Origin of the sequence: Intrasporangium zincisolvens (assembly GCF_034724055.1) — a bacterium.
Lineage (GTDB): Bacteria > Actinomycetota > Actinomycetes > Actinomycetales > Dermatophilaceae > Monashia > Monashia zincisolvens.
This window is the reverse complement of the sequence record NZ_JAWIIL010000003.1, coordinates 635905-650303: the sequence shown is the minus strand read 5'-3', so window position 1 is coordinate 650303 and position 14399 is coordinate 635905. Positions and strand designations below refer to the sequence as shown.

Here is a 14399-nt window from a genome sequence, read left to right as displayed (position 1 = left end):
GTCAGCGCTGCGGGAAGGCCTCGTGCCGGTCGTGCGTCGGGTCGGGCTGCGCGACCGGAGGGGTTCCGGCGTCCTGTCCGCGGTCGTGGCGATCCCCGAGGTCCCGGAGGTCTCGGTGGTCCCGTCGGCCCTGGTGGGCGCACGCGTCCCAGCGGCGGCCGCGGTGGCCGAGCACGAACACGAGGCCGACGAGCCACCACAGACCGTGCCCGGCGGCGCCGAGCGACACGGCGATGAGGGCGATGCCGGCGGCGATGAGCCAACGCGGTGCGAACACGACTGCCTCCCTGGGGACCGGTCGTGGCGGGCGCCGCGACCTGACACCTCGACGGTAGGCCGGGCCTGCGCCGGGCCTCTGCGTCCTCTGTCAGGTCCTGCCCCTGACAGGTGTCACGGGTACCGTCGCCGGCCACCGACCACGGTCCGCCCGGTCCGCCCGGTCCGCCCGGTCCGCCCGGTCCGCCCCGTCCGCGTCAGGAGCGCCCGAGCCGCACGTCGCGGGGGTTCTCGAGGGCGGTCGCGATCCGCTCACGGTGCACCGGGCGCATCTCCGGCAGGGCGTCGAGGCCGAACCAGCCCGCGTCGGTGGACTCGTCGTCGCCCGGACGCGGGTCACCGGACACCCAGCGGCACCGGAAGGTGTGGTCGAGGTACTGGGCGAGGTCGCCGTTGACGTGCGTCACGAGGCCCGACACCGACACCCATACGAGCCGCTCGACCTCGGCGACGACGCAGGCCTCCTCGAGCACCTCGCGCGCCGCCGTGACATGCGGGTCCTCCCCCGGGTCGACGATGCCGGTCACCGGCGTCCACTCGCCATTGTCGGACCGACGCACGAGCAGCACCTCCTGCTCGCCCCCGCCCGGGGCGTCGCGCAGCACGACGGCGGTGACGCCCGGCATCCACATCAGCTCGGTGCCGATCATCGTGCGGAGGTGGGCCACGTACGGGGGGATCGGCATGGGACCGACCCTAGCCACCCGTCGACAGCCACCCCGTTACAGTCGCCCCGTGAGCAGCCCGAGCCCCGAGAGCGTGTCCGAGACCTTCGACCCCGCCGAGTGGGAGGTCGTGCCGGGCTTCGACCTCACCGACGTCACCTACCACCGGCGCCGGCACGTCGACGGGCGGCCGCGACCCGAGTCCGGTGTCGTGCGCATCGCCTTCGACCGCCCGGAGGTGCTCAACGCGTTCCGTCCGCACACCGTCGACGAGCTCTACCGCGCCCTCGACCACGCCCGGATGACCCCCGACGTCGGCGTCGTGCTCCTGACCGGCAACGGCCCGAGCCCCAAGGACGGCAAGTGGGCCTTCTGCTCCGGCGGCGACCAGCGCATCCGCGGCCGCTCGGGCTACCAGTACGCCGAGGGCGACACCGCTGACACCGTCGACGAGGCGCGCGTCAAGGCCCAGGGCGGGCGACTGCACATCCTCGAGGTGCAGCGGCTCATCCGCACCATGCCCAAGGTCGTCATCGCGGTCGTGAACGGCTGGGCGGCCGGCGGGGGCCACTCCCTGCACGTCGTCTGCGACCTCACCATCGCGAGCCGCGAGCACGCCCGGTTCAAGCAGACCGACGCCGACGTGGGCAGCTTCGACGCCGGCTACGGCAGCGCCTACCTCGCCAAGATGGTCGGCCAGAAGTTCGCCCGCGAGATCTTCTTCCTCGGCCGCACCTACTCCGCCGAGGACATGCACCGGATGGGCGCCGTCAACATCGTCGCCGACCACGCCGACCTCGAGGCCGAGGCCCTGCAGGTGGCGAGCGAGATCATGGGCAAGAGCCCGCAGGCCCAGCGGATGCTGAAGTTCGCCTTCAACCTCACCGACGACGGGCTCATGGGCCAGCAGGTCTTCGCCGGTGAGGCCACGCGCCTCGCCTACATGACCGACGAGGCCGTCGAGGGCCGCGACCAGTTCCTCGAGAAGCGCGAGCCCGACTGGACCCCGTTCCCCTGGTACTTCTGAGCCCGGCCTGCCCCCGCCGCCGGGGACGGACGGTCACATCCGGGCGAGCAGGGCGACCGTCGCCGCGACGATCTGGCGCTGGGCCTCGGCGTGGTCGACGGTCGGTGTGCCGTCGCCCGGCTGGGTGCCGTAGTCGCCGAACGAGGAGTGCACCGCACCGTCGACGACGGTGAACGCCGTCGAGGCCGGCAGCAGGGCGCGGCTCGCGGCGACGTCGTCGGGCGTCGTGAACCCGTCGCGGCTGCCGCTGACCGACGCCACGGCGAGGTCGGTGCGGGCCGCGAGGGAGCCCACCGGGTAGGACGCCCAGAGCACGAGGCCGTTGACGCGTCCCGGGTCGGATGCCGCGTAGTCGGCCGCGGCGACGCCGCCGAGGCTGTGGCCCCCGACCGCCCACCGGGTCACCTCGGGATGGCGGGCCATGACGTTCGCCGGCGCGCCCGTAGCGAGCAGCGCGATCTCGAAGGGCTGCTTGACGACGACCACGAGGTAGCCGGCCCGGCTGACGTCCGTGAGGATTCGCACGTAGGCGCGCGGGTCGACGCGGGCGCCGGGCTGGAAGACGAGCCCGCGCGTCGGGCGCTCGTCGCGCGGCGACAGCACGATCCCGGACGGCACGTCGACCACCTGGACGTCGGATCCGCCGGCCATGGCCGAGGTTGCTGCGGCGGTGGCCGGGAACGGCTGGAGCCAGACGAGCCCGCCGAGCACCGCGGCGCTGACGAGGACGCCCGCGACGCCCCCGAGCACGATCCCCCACCGACGCCGGTGCGACGCGTGCTCGTCGTCGTGACCTCGTGACAGGACGAGCAGCACGACGCCGACGAAGCCTGCGACCGCGAGAGCGACGAGGTGCGCGGGGTGGCCGGCGAGCAGCGTGTCGTGGGCGAGGAGGAAGAGCACGAGCGGCACGACGAGCCACGCGACGCCGAGGACGACCGCGAGTCGCGGGGCGCGCCGGCGTCGGGGCGCGCCCGCCCCCTCCCCGATCCCCTCGTCGGACCCCGTGACCACGGCACGAGGGTAACGACGCGAGGGGGCCGACGGCACCGCCGACACCGGGTGGTCCGCGGAGTGGGACGCCCACGGGCCGTCATCCGACAGGGCAGGATGAAGGGGTGGAGCGCAACGGCGACCGGCCCGTCGACGGCGCCCCGGACGCCGGGGGCCGTCCCCGTCGCGCCGCGACGGGCCCACGTGCCGTCACACGAGGCATCGGGCGGGGCATCGGACGAGCCGCCGGTGGCACCGCCCGGTTCACGGCGCGCGGCGGCCGGTTCGCCGCCGCCAAGGCGCACGCCTACACGCACTCCGGCGGTGCGGGCGAGTCGGGCCTCGCGCGCCTGACCGAGCTGCACGCGAGCCACACCGCCGGCGACACGATCATGACCCTCGCGCTCGCCGGCATCCTCTTCTTCAACCCGGCGACCGCCCAGGCACGCAGCCAGGTGGCGATGTTCCTCCTCGTCACGATGGTCCCGTTCGCCCTCGTGGCGCCGCTCATCGGGCCGCTGCTCGACCGGTTCCGTCACGGGCGCCGCTGGGCCATCGGCACGACGACCGCGCTGCGGGCCTTCCTGTGCTGGGTGCTCGCCGACGCCGTGACCTCCGGCAGCGTGTGGCTGTTCCCGGCCGCGCTCGGCTGCCTCGTCGCCTCACGCGCCTACACGATCACCCGGGCGGCGGCCGTGCCGCGACTGCTGCCCTCGGGCACGACTCTCGTGCGGGCGAACTCGCGGGTCTCGATGGCCGGTGTGGCTGGTGCGCTGGCCGGTGGGGCCCTCGGCGGGATCGCGATGCTGGCCGGGCCCGCCTGGGCGTTGCGGGTGGCGTTCGCGGTGTTCGTCTTCGGCACCGTGCAGGCCATCCGACTACCCGCGCGCGTCGACTCCGCCGCCGGGGAGGCCGACCCGGAGGACACCGTGCCGATCCGCGCCGGCCGGCTCCACTCGGGCGCGACGGGCGCGTCGGACGCGTCGGGGGTCCTCACCGTCGACTCCTCCGGTCCGCTCGGGCGGTTCCGCCGGCGCAAGCGCGCCATCCCGTGGCCGGTCATGGACGCGCTGTGGACGACCGGGGGCACACGGGTGCTCACCGGCTTCCTCATCCTCTTCATGGCCTTTCTCACCAAGGAGCATCCGGTCGGCGACGTGTCGGGTCCGGTCGTCCTCGGCGTCCTCGCCGCGGCCATCGGCATCGGCAACGTCCTCGGCACGGTCCTCGGCGACCGGGTGCGCGACCAGCGTCCGGAGCGCGTCGCGATGGTCTCGGTGCTCGTCGCGACGGTGTGCTGCGTGCTCGTCGGGATCTGGTACGGCCCCTGGACGCTCGCGCTGCTCGGCCTCGCCCAGGGCCTCTCGGCCCAGCTGTCCAAGCTGTGCTTCGACGCGCTCGTGCAGCGTGACGTCCCCGAGCACGTCCGCACGTCGGTGTTCGGCTGGTCCGAGACGATGCTGCAGATGCTGTGGGTCCTCGGTGGCGCGCTCGGCATCGTCCTGCCGCTCGACCCGCGCATCGGCTTCCCGGTCTGTGCGGCCGCCGTCGCCTGGACCGTCGTCGTCGCGGCCCGCCAGAAGCGAGTCGCAGCCCGCTACGCCCCCGCACCGCGCACGCCTCGTCCCCACCGCGCCTGACGCTTGTGGATGACGCCCACGCGCGTCGGAGCAGCTCTCCTACGGTCGCGTCATGGCCTACGCGATCGACACGGGCGGCACCCGACGAGCTGGCGCCACCCTCCTCACCTCCGGAACGGCGGCGACCGACTGCGTCGTTTCCGTGCGCGGGGCAGGTCGATCCGCGCTGGCCGCCCTGGGCGCACAGCCCCCGGTCGGGCTGGCGCGCAGCCTCGCCGACTTCGTCGACACGCATGGAGCGGCCCTCGACGGCCTCGCCGTCGCCTTCGAGGCGCTGGGGACTGCCGCCGCGGCAACGGCGGGGTCGGCCGAGAACGCCGAGCTGCGAGCCACCGCTGCGTTCACCGGTGCCCCTGCCACGCCGACCGTCCGTCCCGGACCGTGACCCGTCGGCCCGCACCGGCTGACGGACCCGTCGTCCCTCCCCCGGGCGATCCAGGGGCCCTGCGGGCCGCCGCGGCTCGTCTGCGGGGCGCCGCCACCGTGTGCCACCGGGTGGGTGCGCTCTCGACCGACGCCGCCGAGGAGCTCTGGCTCGTCTGGCAGGGTGCAGACGCCCGACTCGCTACGAGGGATGCGCTGGTCGTGACGGCTCGGGCGCGCGCCCTCGCACCCGGCCTTGCCACGGCCGCTGGTGCGCTCTGCACGTATGCGACCTCGCTCGAGCACGCCCAAGGCGTGGTGCGAGCGCTCGGACGTCGCGCTGAAACCGCGCGAGCGGACCATGCGCGCACCGTGGCTGCTGCCAGGGCCAGCACGGACCTGTCATCCGGCCGAGCGCTGGAGGCCAGGGCGACGCATCGGCTGGACGAGCGGCTGCGTGACGTCGGCCGGGCGCACGGGGTTGCCCTCGAGGACCTGTCGGCGGCGGCCGACCGGGCCGCACGGGCGCTCGACGTCGTGACCCGGTCGGTCCCGGGCGCCGGTCCGGGATGTGCGCCGGGCGCCCGAGCCGCGATGCTGCGGGACCTGCCGTTCGTCCACGAACGGGTGGCTGCGTCCCAGCGACCACGGTTCGGGTTCACGACCGTGCGCGACGAGCGGTGGTGGGAGACGGCTGGTGCCACCGTCGCCGCGAGTGCGACCGGCGCGTACAACGGCGCTGTGGTGCCGGTCGTCAACGGTTCCGCTGGGGTCCTCGAGGCCATGGCACAGAACCCGGGCGACGTCGTCGAGATGGCGGCCGGGGCCGCGATGCTCGTCGTCGGGGCCGGCGGTGAGGTCGCCGGCGTCGGCCTCGACCTGACGGGCGTCGGAGCGGTGGCCGGCGTGCCCATCAACCTGGCGGCCGCCGGCCTCGTGACCGCCGGAGCCGTCACGACCGCCCACGGGGCGGCGGAGCTGGGCGCGCACGCCGCCGAGAACGGGGCGACCCTGCTGCAGGAGGCGAGCGGGCCGGCCCCGACGCGGGGCAACCCCGGCGACCTGTTGCCGGACTCCTTGCGCCCGGACACGGCCGGCCCCACCTGGAAAGGACGCGTCGCCGACAGCGGCAAGGGTGAAGTCTGGCAGGACCCGTCGAAGATGAATGCTCCGAAGGGTCAGCCCGACGACGCGAGCTCGATACGCATCATGGATCCCGACGATCTCAACCCCGACGGCTACGTGCGGTTCTACAACGACCACGGCCAAGTGCTGAAGCTCGATGGCAAGCCCGGGCCCAGAAAGGAACCCGAGACGCACATACCGATTCGTCCGGACGGGACCTACGACGTGCCGAGAGGATGGGCTCCATGATTCCGAGCCTCAGTGACAAGGTGCTGGAGATTGCCAAGTTGGACTTCGCGCTCATGCTGTGGACCGAAGACAACTGGCAGATCACCTTGGCCGGCGACGCGGTCATCCGGCGTCCCGATCACGTCGCCGAACGTGTCGACACCACGGCGCAGGAGGATCAGCCGCCCGAGAGCGTTCGGGCGCTGATCGGCCGGAAGATCACAGGGCTCTCGGTCTCGGATCGAGGGGACCTCACGCTCTCGCTCGACGACATCGTGATCGAGTGCCCCGTCGGTGTCGACTACGAATCCTGGCAGCTCAACGGGCCGCGGGGCGAGATCATCGTGTGCGGTCCGGGCGGCAGGCTCACCGAGTGGGGGCCACGGCGCGACTGATCCCCGATCCCTCGCGCACTGCTCCCGTGGTGGGAGCAGCGCGCGAGGAACACGGGGGGCCGCCCGGCGACTCCCCCGCCCGGGCCCGAACCGCCGGGAGGCAGAATGGCAGCCATGTCCGCGCCGAGGCCGCTGCCGATCCCCGCGGGTCCGCAGGTCCTCGACGTCCTGCCGGACCTCGAGGCCGCCCTCGCCGGACGCTCCCCCGTCCTGCCGTACGCGGCCGCCGACCCGGAGCCCGTCGTGCCATCCCACGACCCCGCCACCCTGCCGGAGGACCTTGCGCTCGCGGTCGGCACGTCCGGCTCGACCGGCCGGCCCAAGCGCGCCCTGTTGACCGCCGACGCCCTGGAGCGCTCCGCCTGGGCCACCCACCGCGTCCTCGGCGGCAGCGGCGCGTGGCTGCTCGCGATGCCCGCCCACCACATCGCGGGCCTGCAGGTGCTGCTGCGCTCGCTCGCCGCGGGCACGACGCCGGCCGTACTCGACCTGCGCGGCGGGTTCACCGTCGACGGGTTCGCCGAGGCCACCGCCCGCGTCGCCACGACCCCCGCCGCCCGCCGGCGGTACACGGCCCTCGTCCCGACGCAGCTGGGTCGGCTCCTCGACGACCCGGCCGGCGTCGCCGCCCTGCGCCGCTTCGACGGCGTGCTCGTCGGCGGCGCGGCGACACCGGCGGCGATGGTCGAGCGCGCCCGCTCGCTCGACGTCGCCCTCAGCCTCACCTACGGCATGAGCGAGACCGCGGGCGGCTGCGTCTACGACGGCCTGCCGCTGCCGGTCAGCCGGGTCCACGTCGACAACGACCGCCACGTCGTGCTCGGCGGCGACACCGTGGCCCACGGCTACCTCGGCGAGCCCACCCTGAGCGCCGACGCCTTCAGCACCGATCCCGACGGCGTCCGCTGGTTCCGCACCGACGATCTCGGCCACTTCGACGAGGACGGCCTCCTCGTCGTCGACGGCCGCGCCGACGACGTCATCAACACCGGCGGACTCAAGATCAACCCGGGGGTCGTCGAGGACGCCATGGCGCGCCATCTCGAGGACGTCACCGACGTCGTCGTGCTCGGCATCCCCGACGCGCGGTGGGGCGAGTCCGTCTGCGCCGCAGTGACGCTCGTCGACCCGAGCCGACGCGTCACGACGCCGCAGGTGCGCGAGCGGCTGCGGGGCATCCTGCCCGACGCCGCCCTGCCGCACCGCGTCCTCGTGCTGCCCGCCATCCCCCTGCGCGGGCCGGGCAAGCCCGACCGGGCCGCGATCCGGGCGGCCCTGCGCGCCACGGCGACCGACCCCGCCGCCGATCCCACCACCGAGTCGGCGACCGGCGCCGTCTGAGGCGGTGGCAAGATGGAGGGGTCCCCGCCCCTCTCGTCGCCCCGGAGGTCATCGTGCTGCGCGTCGCGCTCATCGCCCTCGTGGTCTTCGCGACGATCTACGCGCTCGTCGACTGCCTCATGACCGACCGCCGCCTCATCCGGGTCATGCCCAAGCCGGTGTGGCTGATCGCGGTGCTCGTGCCGGTCCTCGGACCGCTCGTGTGGCTCGTGGCGGGGCGCACGGACGCCCGCGGCGGACCCTCCCCGCGCGGGTCGCGCCGACCGGGGCCACGACGCCCGTCCGGGCCGACCGGCCCCAAGGGCCCCGACGACGATCCTGACTTCCTCCGCAAGCTGTAGAAGGACCGCCTGACCTCATGGCCACCCTGTCCCAGTGGATCGAGGGCGCCCGCCCCCGCACGCTGCCCGCCGCCGTCTCCCCGATCCTCGTCGGCACCGGAGCCGCCTACCAGACCGGTCACGTCGTCTGGGCGTACGCGGTGCTCGCCCTCGTCGTCGCCCTCGCCCTGCAGGTCGGCGTCAACTACGCCAACGACTACTCCGACGGCATCCGTGGCACCGACGAGGTGCGCGTCGGACCGGTCCGGCTCGTCGGGCAGCGGCTCGCCCAGCCGTCGTCCGTCAAGTTCGCGGCGTTCGCCTCGTTCGGGTTCGCGGCCGTCGTGGGCCTGGCCCTCGTCGGCCTGTCCGGCCTGTGGGTCATGATCCCCATCGGCGCCGCGGCCGTACTCGCGGCCTGGTACTACACGGGCGGCTCACGGCCCTACGGCTACCTCGGGCTCGGCGAGGTGTTCGTCTTCGTCTTCTTCGGGCTCGTGGCCACGGTCGGCACCATGGCGACGATGACGCCGCCCACCGCCGCCTGCTGGTGGGGTGCGGTCGGCGTCGGGTCCCTCGCCTCGGCGATCCTCGTGGCCAACAACCTGCGCGACATCCCCACCGACCGCGAGCACGGCAAGCGGACGCTCGCGGTGCGGATGGGTGAGCGCGGCACCCGCGCCTTCTACGTCGCGCTCGTCGCCGTCGCCTTCGTCGTCGCCGGCATCGTGTCGTTCACCTCGCCGTGGGCCCTGCTCGCGCTCCTGGCCGCGCCGCTCGTCGTGCGGCCGATGCAGGCCGTGCTCGGCGGGGCGACGGGCCCGGGCCTCATCCCGGCCCTCGCCGGCACGGGCCGGTTCCAGCTCGTGTGGTCGGTGCTGCTCGCCGTCGGGCTCGCCCTCGGCCGGGTCTGACCGACCCCGCCGCCCTCTCTTCCCCGGTTCGCCGGACAGGCGCCGACCCCGGTGCCACCGTGGAGGCATGTCGGAGGACGCCGACGTCGTCGTCATCGGGGCCGGCCAGGCGGGGCTCGCGACGAGCCACGAGCTCGAGCAGCGTGGGATCGACCATGTCGTGCTGGAGGCCGAGACGCCGGGATCGTCGTGGCGCCACCGCTGGGACTCCTTCACGCTCGTCGGCCAGAACCACACCGTCCGCCTCCCGGGCGCGCCCTACCGCGGCGACGACCCCTTCGGCTTCATGGGCCGCGACGAGATCGCGGGTCACCTCGAGGCCTGGGCGGGTCGCCTCCGCGCCCCGGTCCGCAGCGGCTGCGCCGTGCGCAGCCTGCAGCCGCGTGACGCCGGCGGCTTCACCCTGGTGACCGACTCCGGGACGCTGGTGAGCCGGGTCGTCGTCGTGGCCACCGGCGCTTACCAGCGGCCGCACCGTCCCGCGGCCTGCGCCACGCTCCCCGCATCCTTGCCCGTCCTCGACCTCACCGACTACGCCAACCCGGGCTCGCTGCCCGCGGGCCCGGTGCTCGTCGTCGGCAGCGGTCAGAGCGCCTGCCAGGTCGCCGAGGAGCTCGTGATGGCGGGCCGCGAGGTCGTCATGGCGTGCGGACGCGCGCCATGGTTCCCGCGCCGGGCCGGCGGCCGCGACGTCTTCGAGTGGCTCCTCGACACCCCGTTCTTCGACCAGCGGGTCGAGGACCTGCCGACGCCCGCCGCCCGGCTCGGCGCGAACCCGCAGGTCAGCGGGGCCCACGGCGGCCACGACCTGCACTACCGGACCCTCGCGGCCCTCGGCGTGCGGCTCGGTGGCCACCTGCTCGGTGCACGGGACGGCGTCGTGCGTCTTGCCCCCGACCTCGACGCGTCGGTCGCCTTCGGTGACGAGGCCTACCGCAGCCTGCGCGACCTCGTCTTCGCGGTGTGCGCCCGCCAGGCCCTCGAGCGCCCCGACCTGCCCGACCCGGCGCCGCTCGCCGGCACGCCCGTCGAGTCGGTGCCGGTGGCCCGGCTCGGGTCGGTCCTCGTCGCGGCCGGGTTCCGCCCCGACTACACCTCGTGGATCGAGGTGCCCGGACTCGTCGACGACCTCGGCTTCCCGGTGCACGAGGACGGCGAGAGCACCGCGGCGCCCGACCTGCACTTCGTCGGCGTCCACTTCCTGCGCCGTCGCAGCTCGGCGCTGCTCTTCGGGGTCGGCGCCGACGCCGCCTTCACAGCCGACCGCGTCGCGTCGCGGCTCGGCGTCGCCTGAGCCCGGCCGGTCCGTTCCGGCGCGCGTCAGCGCTCGCGGGTGTCCCCGTGGTCGGCCTGCTCGACGTCGTGCTCGGCGCCGTCGACCTCGGCGTCCTCGGCGGCTTCGTCACTCGACGGCTCGGGACCCGACGCCGCGGCCTCCTGCTTGGCCTGGACGCGGGCGTCGTGGCGCTCGACGAGGTTCGCGGTGATCTCGTCTCGCATCCCGCGCAGCAGGACGTAGGACGCCGCGGCCGACGCGAGGGCGGCCGCCCCGATCAGCAGGACGGGGTTGTTGCGGATCCCGATGAGCCAGAAGAGGAACAGGAACCCGAAGAAGATGAGCAGGCGCAGCAGGCCGTACCGGACCATGTCAGACCTCCCTCACATGCCCGAGTAGTTGTGCATGCCGACGAAGGTCGACACGAGGTTGACCAGGGTGAAGTTGACGATGACGCAGACGTAGCCGCCGAGCGCGATGTACATCGAGCGACGGTGGTCGACGCCGGCCGTGGCCCGCCCGTGCATGTAGGCGGCGTAGACGACCCAGATGACGAACGTCCACACCTCCTTGGGATCCCACTGCCAGTAGGCGCCCCACGCCTGCTTGGCCCAGATGGCACCGGCGATGAGGGTGAAGGTCCAGAGGATGAAGCCGACCATGTTGATGCTGTAGGCCGCCCGCTCGAGGGCCGCCGACGACGGCAGCGACTCGATGAAGGTCGGCTTCACCGGCTTGTCCTCGCGGTGGCGGCGCACGAGGTAGAGCGCGCCGATCGCGGCCGCGATGGTGAAGAACGCCACGGCGATGAAGGCCACGGTCACGTGGATGCCGAGCCAGTACGACTTGAGCGCCGGCATGAGCTCGCCGGCCCCGGTGTAGAGCACGGTGAGCGAGAGGCCGAGGACGAGCAGGATCGGCGTGACGATGAAGACGCCGAGCCACTCCCACCGCTTGCGGCGGGCCAGCAGCGAGTACACGACGCCGACGGCCGCCGCCGCCGCCGTGGCGAACTCGAACATGTTGCCCCACGGCGGCCGCGACACCGCGAGCCCGCGCATGAGCACCGACGCGGCGAGCAGCGCCGAGGCGAGGTAGGTGAGCATCAGCGCGATGCTGCCGCGCTGGCGGCTCTTCAGGCTCTCCTCGTAGCCGGACCCGGCGGCGTACGGCGACACCGGCCGCGGTCGCTCGTCGGCGCCGGAGCCCGTGCCCGTGCCTGAGGCCGCTCCGACGAGCACCCCCTCACGGTCGGCCACCCGCGAGTCGGCGACCTTCGGCGCGCGCGCCGCGAGGTGCCACGTGAAGGCGAGCATGGCCAGCGTGTAGACGATCATCGACGCGTAGAGCGCGGCGTTCGCGTTGCCTGGGAGGTTCACGGGTGGTCGTTCCGTTCTGCCAGTCGGTCGTGCACGGCCGCGACGATCGCGGCGAGCCCGGGGTCGGAGTCCTTGGAGAGGCCACCGATGGTGACCACGGTAGTCGGTGCGCCCGCGGCGGCCCCAGCCTCGGGGTCCGGCCCACCGGAGCCACCGGGCCCACCGGGCCCACCGGGCCCGCCTGGCCCGCCTGGCCCTGCGGCGGCATCGACGGCCGGGCGGACACGGACGAAGACGCGTCGGCGCTTGATGGTGAGGCCGAGGATCAGACCACCCGTGGCCAGCAGGGCGCTGACGAGGCTGATCGGGGCGCCGGGGTCGGTCCGCACCGACAGGCCGGCGAAGCGCTTGACCGAGTCGAACGAGATCGAGCCGCGGCCGCCCGGGAGCTGCTTGGTCTCGCCGAGCCCCAGCCGGACGAGCTCGGGCGAGCCGTCGGTGCCCGTCACCTGCTTCATCTCGTCGGTGTTGAGCGTGTACACCGACTGCGGCCGGTTGCCGGGGAAGAGGTTGCCCTCCCACACGGACAGCGCGAGCTCGGGGTTCTGCGCGTCGGGGAACAGCGACACGGGACCGTTCTTGAAGGTCGGCTCGGCCGTGGGCAGGAAGAAGCCGGTGAAACCGAGCTGCCTCGGCGAGGCCGAGGGCACCTTGACGACGCCGACCGAGCGGTAGTTCGGGTCCTGCGGCAGGAACGGGGTGGCCTCGCGGTAGAGGACGGCGCCCTTGGCGTCGCGAACCGTGATGACCGGCGTGTAGCCGTTGCCGAGCAGGAAGATGTCGGCGCCGTCGACGCTGGCCGGGTGGTTGACGCTGATCGACTCGTCGGCGGCCGGTGCCCCCGGCTCGGGCGAGAGCCTCGTCTCGGCGGTGAAGTCGCGCGGCTTGCCGAAGTCCTTGCCGGGCGTCTCCTCGAAGGCGACGTGCAGCTTGGTCAGCGACAGGACGAACGGCGGCAGCGACTCCTCGCTGACCCACGGGCCCGGCGACCACGTGTTGAAGGTGCCGGCCGAGGCCGCGATCTTCTCGCCCTCGGGCAGGATGACGTCGCCGCGCCAGCCGAACAGGTGGCCGACGGCCATGCCGATGATGATGCCGGTGAGCGCGAGGTGGAAGAGCAGGTTCCCGGTCTCGCGCAGGTAGCCCGACTCGGCGCTGACCGACGTCGTGTCGTGGGAGTGGACGCGGAACCGCTTGCCGCGCAGCACCTCCCGCGCGACCTGCAGGGCTTCCTCGGAGGTCAGGCCCGTCGTCAGCTCGGCGCTCTCGTCGAGGCGGCGCAGGCGCGCGGGCGCCTTGGGCGGCTTCGCGCGCAGGGCGGCGAGGTGCACCTTGCTGCGCGGCACGATGCAGCCGACGAGGGAGATGAACAGCAGCAGGTAGATCGCCGAGAACCACGGCGAGGAGTACACGTCGAAGAACCCGAACCGGTCGAGCCACGGCGAGGACGTCGGGTTCTGGGCGAGGTAGTCGGCGACGCGTCCGGCGTCGATGTTGCGCTGCGGGAAGATCGAGCCGGGCACGGCCGCGATGGCCAGCAGCAGGAGCAGGAAGAGCGCGGTGCGCATGCTCGTCAGCTGCCGCCAGCCCCATCGCAGCATGCCGAGGACGCCGAGCTCCGGCAGCACCGGCTCGCGGTCGCGGCGCTCCTGCCGCTCCTGCTCCTTGAGGGCCTTCGCGGCCTTCTTCGTCGGGGTACCGGTCGTCATCACAGGGCCACCTGGAACGTCGCGACGAAGTGGGTCTGGACCCACACGATGACGTCCTCCCACAGGCCCGTCACCATGAGGACGCCGACGGCGAGCAGCAGGCCGCCGCCGACGAGCTGGATGGGGCGTCGGTGCCCGCGCAGCCAGCCGCTCGCGCGTCCGGCCCGCTCCCACAGCGCCGCCATGAGCACGAACGGGACGCCGAGGCCGACGCAGTAGAAGACGGCGAGGAGCACCCCGCGCCCGACGGTTCCGGACTCCGCCGACAGCGGCGCCGCCATGGCGAGGATCGCCCCGAGCGTCGGGCCCATGCACGGCGCCCAGCCGAGGCCGAAGACCGCACCGAGCAGGGGTGCACCGGCCAGGCCGGCGCGGGGGCGCCAGCTCAGCTGGGCCGAGAACCGGTCGCCGAGGCCGAGGAACATCAGCGCCGCGACGATGACGAGGACACCGCCGACACGCAGCAGCAGCGCCTGGTGCTCGCGCAGCGCCACCCCGAGGCCCGACAGGGTCGCGGCCCCGAGGAGGAAGACGACGGAGAACCCGAGGACGAACAGCAGCGCCCCGAGCACGAGCCGCCCGCGCGACCGCTCCCGGAGCGACACGTCGGACAGGCCGGTGACGTAGCCGAGGAAGCCGGGCACGAGCGGCAGGACGCACGGCGAGGCGAAGGAGACGAACCCCGCGGCGAGCGCGACCACCGCCGCGACGAGCAGCGATCCGGTGGTGATGTCGGGCGTCACGCGGG

At 73.7% G+C, this 14399-nt stretch carries 16 protein-coding genes; 9 read left to right on the top strand and 7 right to left on the bottom strand.

What is annotated here, in order from left to right; genetic code table 11:
• Window position 1: 1 nt before the first annotated feature.
• Complete coding sequence (locus tag RY076_RS11505) at window positions 2–277, bottom strand: hypothetical protein (protein ID WP_323097927.1); 276 nt, start codon at window positions 275–277, stop codon at window positions 2–4.
• A gap of 196 nt (window positions 278–473) precedes the next feature.
• Entirely contained in the window at window positions 474–962 is a 489-nt protein-coding gene (locus RY076_RS11500) for an NUDIX hydrolase (protein ID WP_323097925.1), read from the bottom strand.
• A 49-nt stretch (window positions 963–1011) separates the two neighbouring features.
• Here RY076_RS11500 and RY076_RS11495 point away from each other — a divergent pair, with 49 nt between their 5' ends.
• The gene (locus RY076_RS11495) at window positions 1012–1968 is read left to right on the top strand and encodes a 1,4-dihydroxy-2-naphthoyl-CoA synthase (protein ID WP_323097923.1); all 957 of its coding nucleotides are present in this window, start codon (window positions 1012–1014) and stop codon (window positions 1966–1968) included.
• A gap of 33 nt (window positions 1969–2001) precedes the next feature.
• Here RY076_RS11495 and RY076_RS11490 read toward each other — a convergent pair whose 3' ends face one another.
• Window positions 2002–2982, bottom strand: a complete 981-nt coding sequence (locus RY076_RS11490) for an alpha/beta hydrolase (RefSeq protein WP_323097921.1) — start codon at window positions 2980–2982, stop codon at window positions 2002–2004.
• 104 nt (window positions 2983–3086) lie between these two features.
• Here RY076_RS11490 and RY076_RS11485 point away from each other — a divergent pair, with 104 nt between their 5' ends.
• The 8 genes from RY076_RS11485 to RY076_RS11450 all read left to right on the top strand — a co-directional run bounded on the left by RY076_RS11485 (window position 3087) and on the right by RY076_RS11450 (window position 10581).
• Entirely contained in the window at window positions 3087–4601 is a 1515-nt protein-coding gene (locus tag RY076_RS11485; protein WP_323097919.1) for an MFS transporter, read from the top strand.
• A gap of 52 nt (window positions 4602–4653) precedes the next feature.
• A complete protein-coding gene (locus RY076_RS11480) occupies window positions 4654–4986 on the top strand; it encodes a hypothetical protein (protein WP_323097917.1) in 333 nt (110 codons plus the stop codon).
• A gap of 644 nt (window positions 4987–5630) precedes the next feature.
• Entirely contained in the window at window positions 5631–6338 is a 708-nt protein-coding gene (locus RY076_RS11475) for a hypothetical protein (RefSeq protein WP_323097915.1), read from the top strand.
• Complete coding sequence (locus tag RY076_RS11470; protein WP_323097913.1) at window positions 6335–6712, top strand: DUF6188 family protein; 378 nt, start codon at window positions 6335–6337, stop codon at window positions 6710–6712. Before RY076_RS11475 ends, RY076_RS11470 begins: the two co-directional genes overlap by 4 nt.
• 114 nt (window positions 6713–6826) lie before the next feature.
• Window positions 6827–8053 carry an o-succinylbenzoate--CoA ligase gene (gene menE, locus RY076_RS11465; protein ID WP_323097911.1) on the top strand — a complete coding sequence of 409 codons (1227 nt, stop codon included), beginning with the start codon at window positions 6827–6829 and terminating at the stop codon, window positions 8051–8053.
• A 53-nt stretch (window positions 8054–8106) separates the two neighbouring features.
• On the top strand, window positions 8107–8394 hold the full coding sequence (locus RY076_RS11460; protein WP_323097908.1) for a PLD nuclease N-terminal domain-containing protein: 288 nt from the start codon (window positions 8107–8109) through the stop codon (window positions 8392–8394).
• 17 nt (window positions 8395–8411) lie between these two features.
• A complete protein-coding gene (locus tag RY076_RS11455) occupies window positions 8412–9287 on the top strand; it encodes a 1,4-dihydroxy-2-naphthoate polyprenyltransferase (RefSeq protein WP_323097905.1) in 876 nt (291 codons plus the stop codon).
• 67 nt (window positions 9288–9354) lie between these two features.
• Window positions 9355–10581 (top strand): flavin-containing monooxygenase, encoded by a 1227-nt coding sequence (locus tag RY076_RS11450; RefSeq protein WP_323097903.1) that lies wholly within the window; start codon window positions 9355–9357, stop codon window positions 10579–10581.
• Between the two features lie 26 nt (window positions 10582–10607).
• Here the strand turns inward: RY076_RS11450 and RY076_RS11445 are convergent, their stop codons facing one another.
• Genes RY076_RS11445 through RY076_RS11430 form a run of 4 tightly spaced genes read right to left on the bottom strand, consistent with a single transcriptional unit; the run spans window position 10608 to window position 14394 of the window.
• On the bottom strand, window positions 10608–10934 hold the full coding sequence (locus RY076_RS11445) for a DUF4229 domain-containing protein (protein ID WP_323097901.1): 327 nt from the start codon (window positions 10932–10934) through the stop codon (window positions 10608–10610).
• 12 nt (window positions 10935–10946) lie between these two features.
• Entirely contained in the window at window positions 10947–11942 is a 996-nt protein-coding gene (ccsB, locus tag RY076_RS11440; protein WP_323097899.1) for a c-type cytochrome biogenesis protein CcsB, read from the bottom strand.
• Window positions 11939–13651 (bottom strand): cytochrome c biogenesis protein ResB, encoded by a 1713-nt coding sequence (resB, locus tag RY076_RS11435; RefSeq protein WP_323097897.1) that lies wholly within the window; start codon window positions 13649–13651, stop codon window positions 11939–11941. The genes ccsB and resB overlap by 4 nt, the downstream gene beginning before the upstream one ends.
• Window positions 13651–14394 carry a cytochrome c biogenesis CcdA family protein gene (locus RY076_RS11430; RefSeq protein ID WP_323097896.1) on the bottom strand — a complete coding sequence of 248 codons (744 nt, stop codon included), beginning with the start codon at window positions 14392–14394 and terminating at the stop codon, window positions 13651–13653. The genes resB and RY076_RS11430 overlap by 1 nt, the downstream gene beginning before the upstream one ends.
• Window positions 14395–14399 lie beyond the last annotated feature (5 nt).

Coding starts and splice junctions, on each gene's coding strand:
- RY076_RS11450 (WP_323097903.1), top strand. CDS start 9,355: ATGTCGGAGGACGCCGACGTCGTCGTCATCGGGGCCGGCCAGGCGGGG.
- RY076_RS11470 (WP_323097913.1), top strand. CDS start 6,335: ATGATTCCGAGCCTCAGTGACAAGGTGCTGGAGATTGCCAAGTTGGAC.
- RY076_RS11500 (WP_323097925.1), bottom strand. CDS start 962: ATGCCGATCCCCCCGTACGTGGCCCACCTCCGCACGATGATCGGCACC.
- RY076_RS11480 (WP_323097917.1), top strand. CDS start 4,654: ATGGCCTACGCGATCGACACGGGCGGCACCCGACGAGCTGGCGCCACC.
- RY076_RS11455 (WP_323097905.1), top strand. CDS start 8,412: ATGGCCACCCTGTCCCAGTGGATCGAGGGCGCCCGCCCCCGCACGCTG.
- RY076_RS11445 (WP_323097901.1), bottom strand. CDS start 10,934: ATGGTCCGGTACGGCCTGCTGCGCCTGCTCATCTTCTTCGGGTTCCTG.
- resB (WP_323097897.1), bottom strand. CDS start 13,651: ATGACGACCGGTACCCCGACGAAGAAGGCCGCGAAGGCCCTCAAGGAG.
- menE (WP_323097911.1), top strand. CDS start 6,827: ATGTCCGCGCCGAGGCCGCTGCCGATCCCCGCGGGTCCGCAGGTCCTC.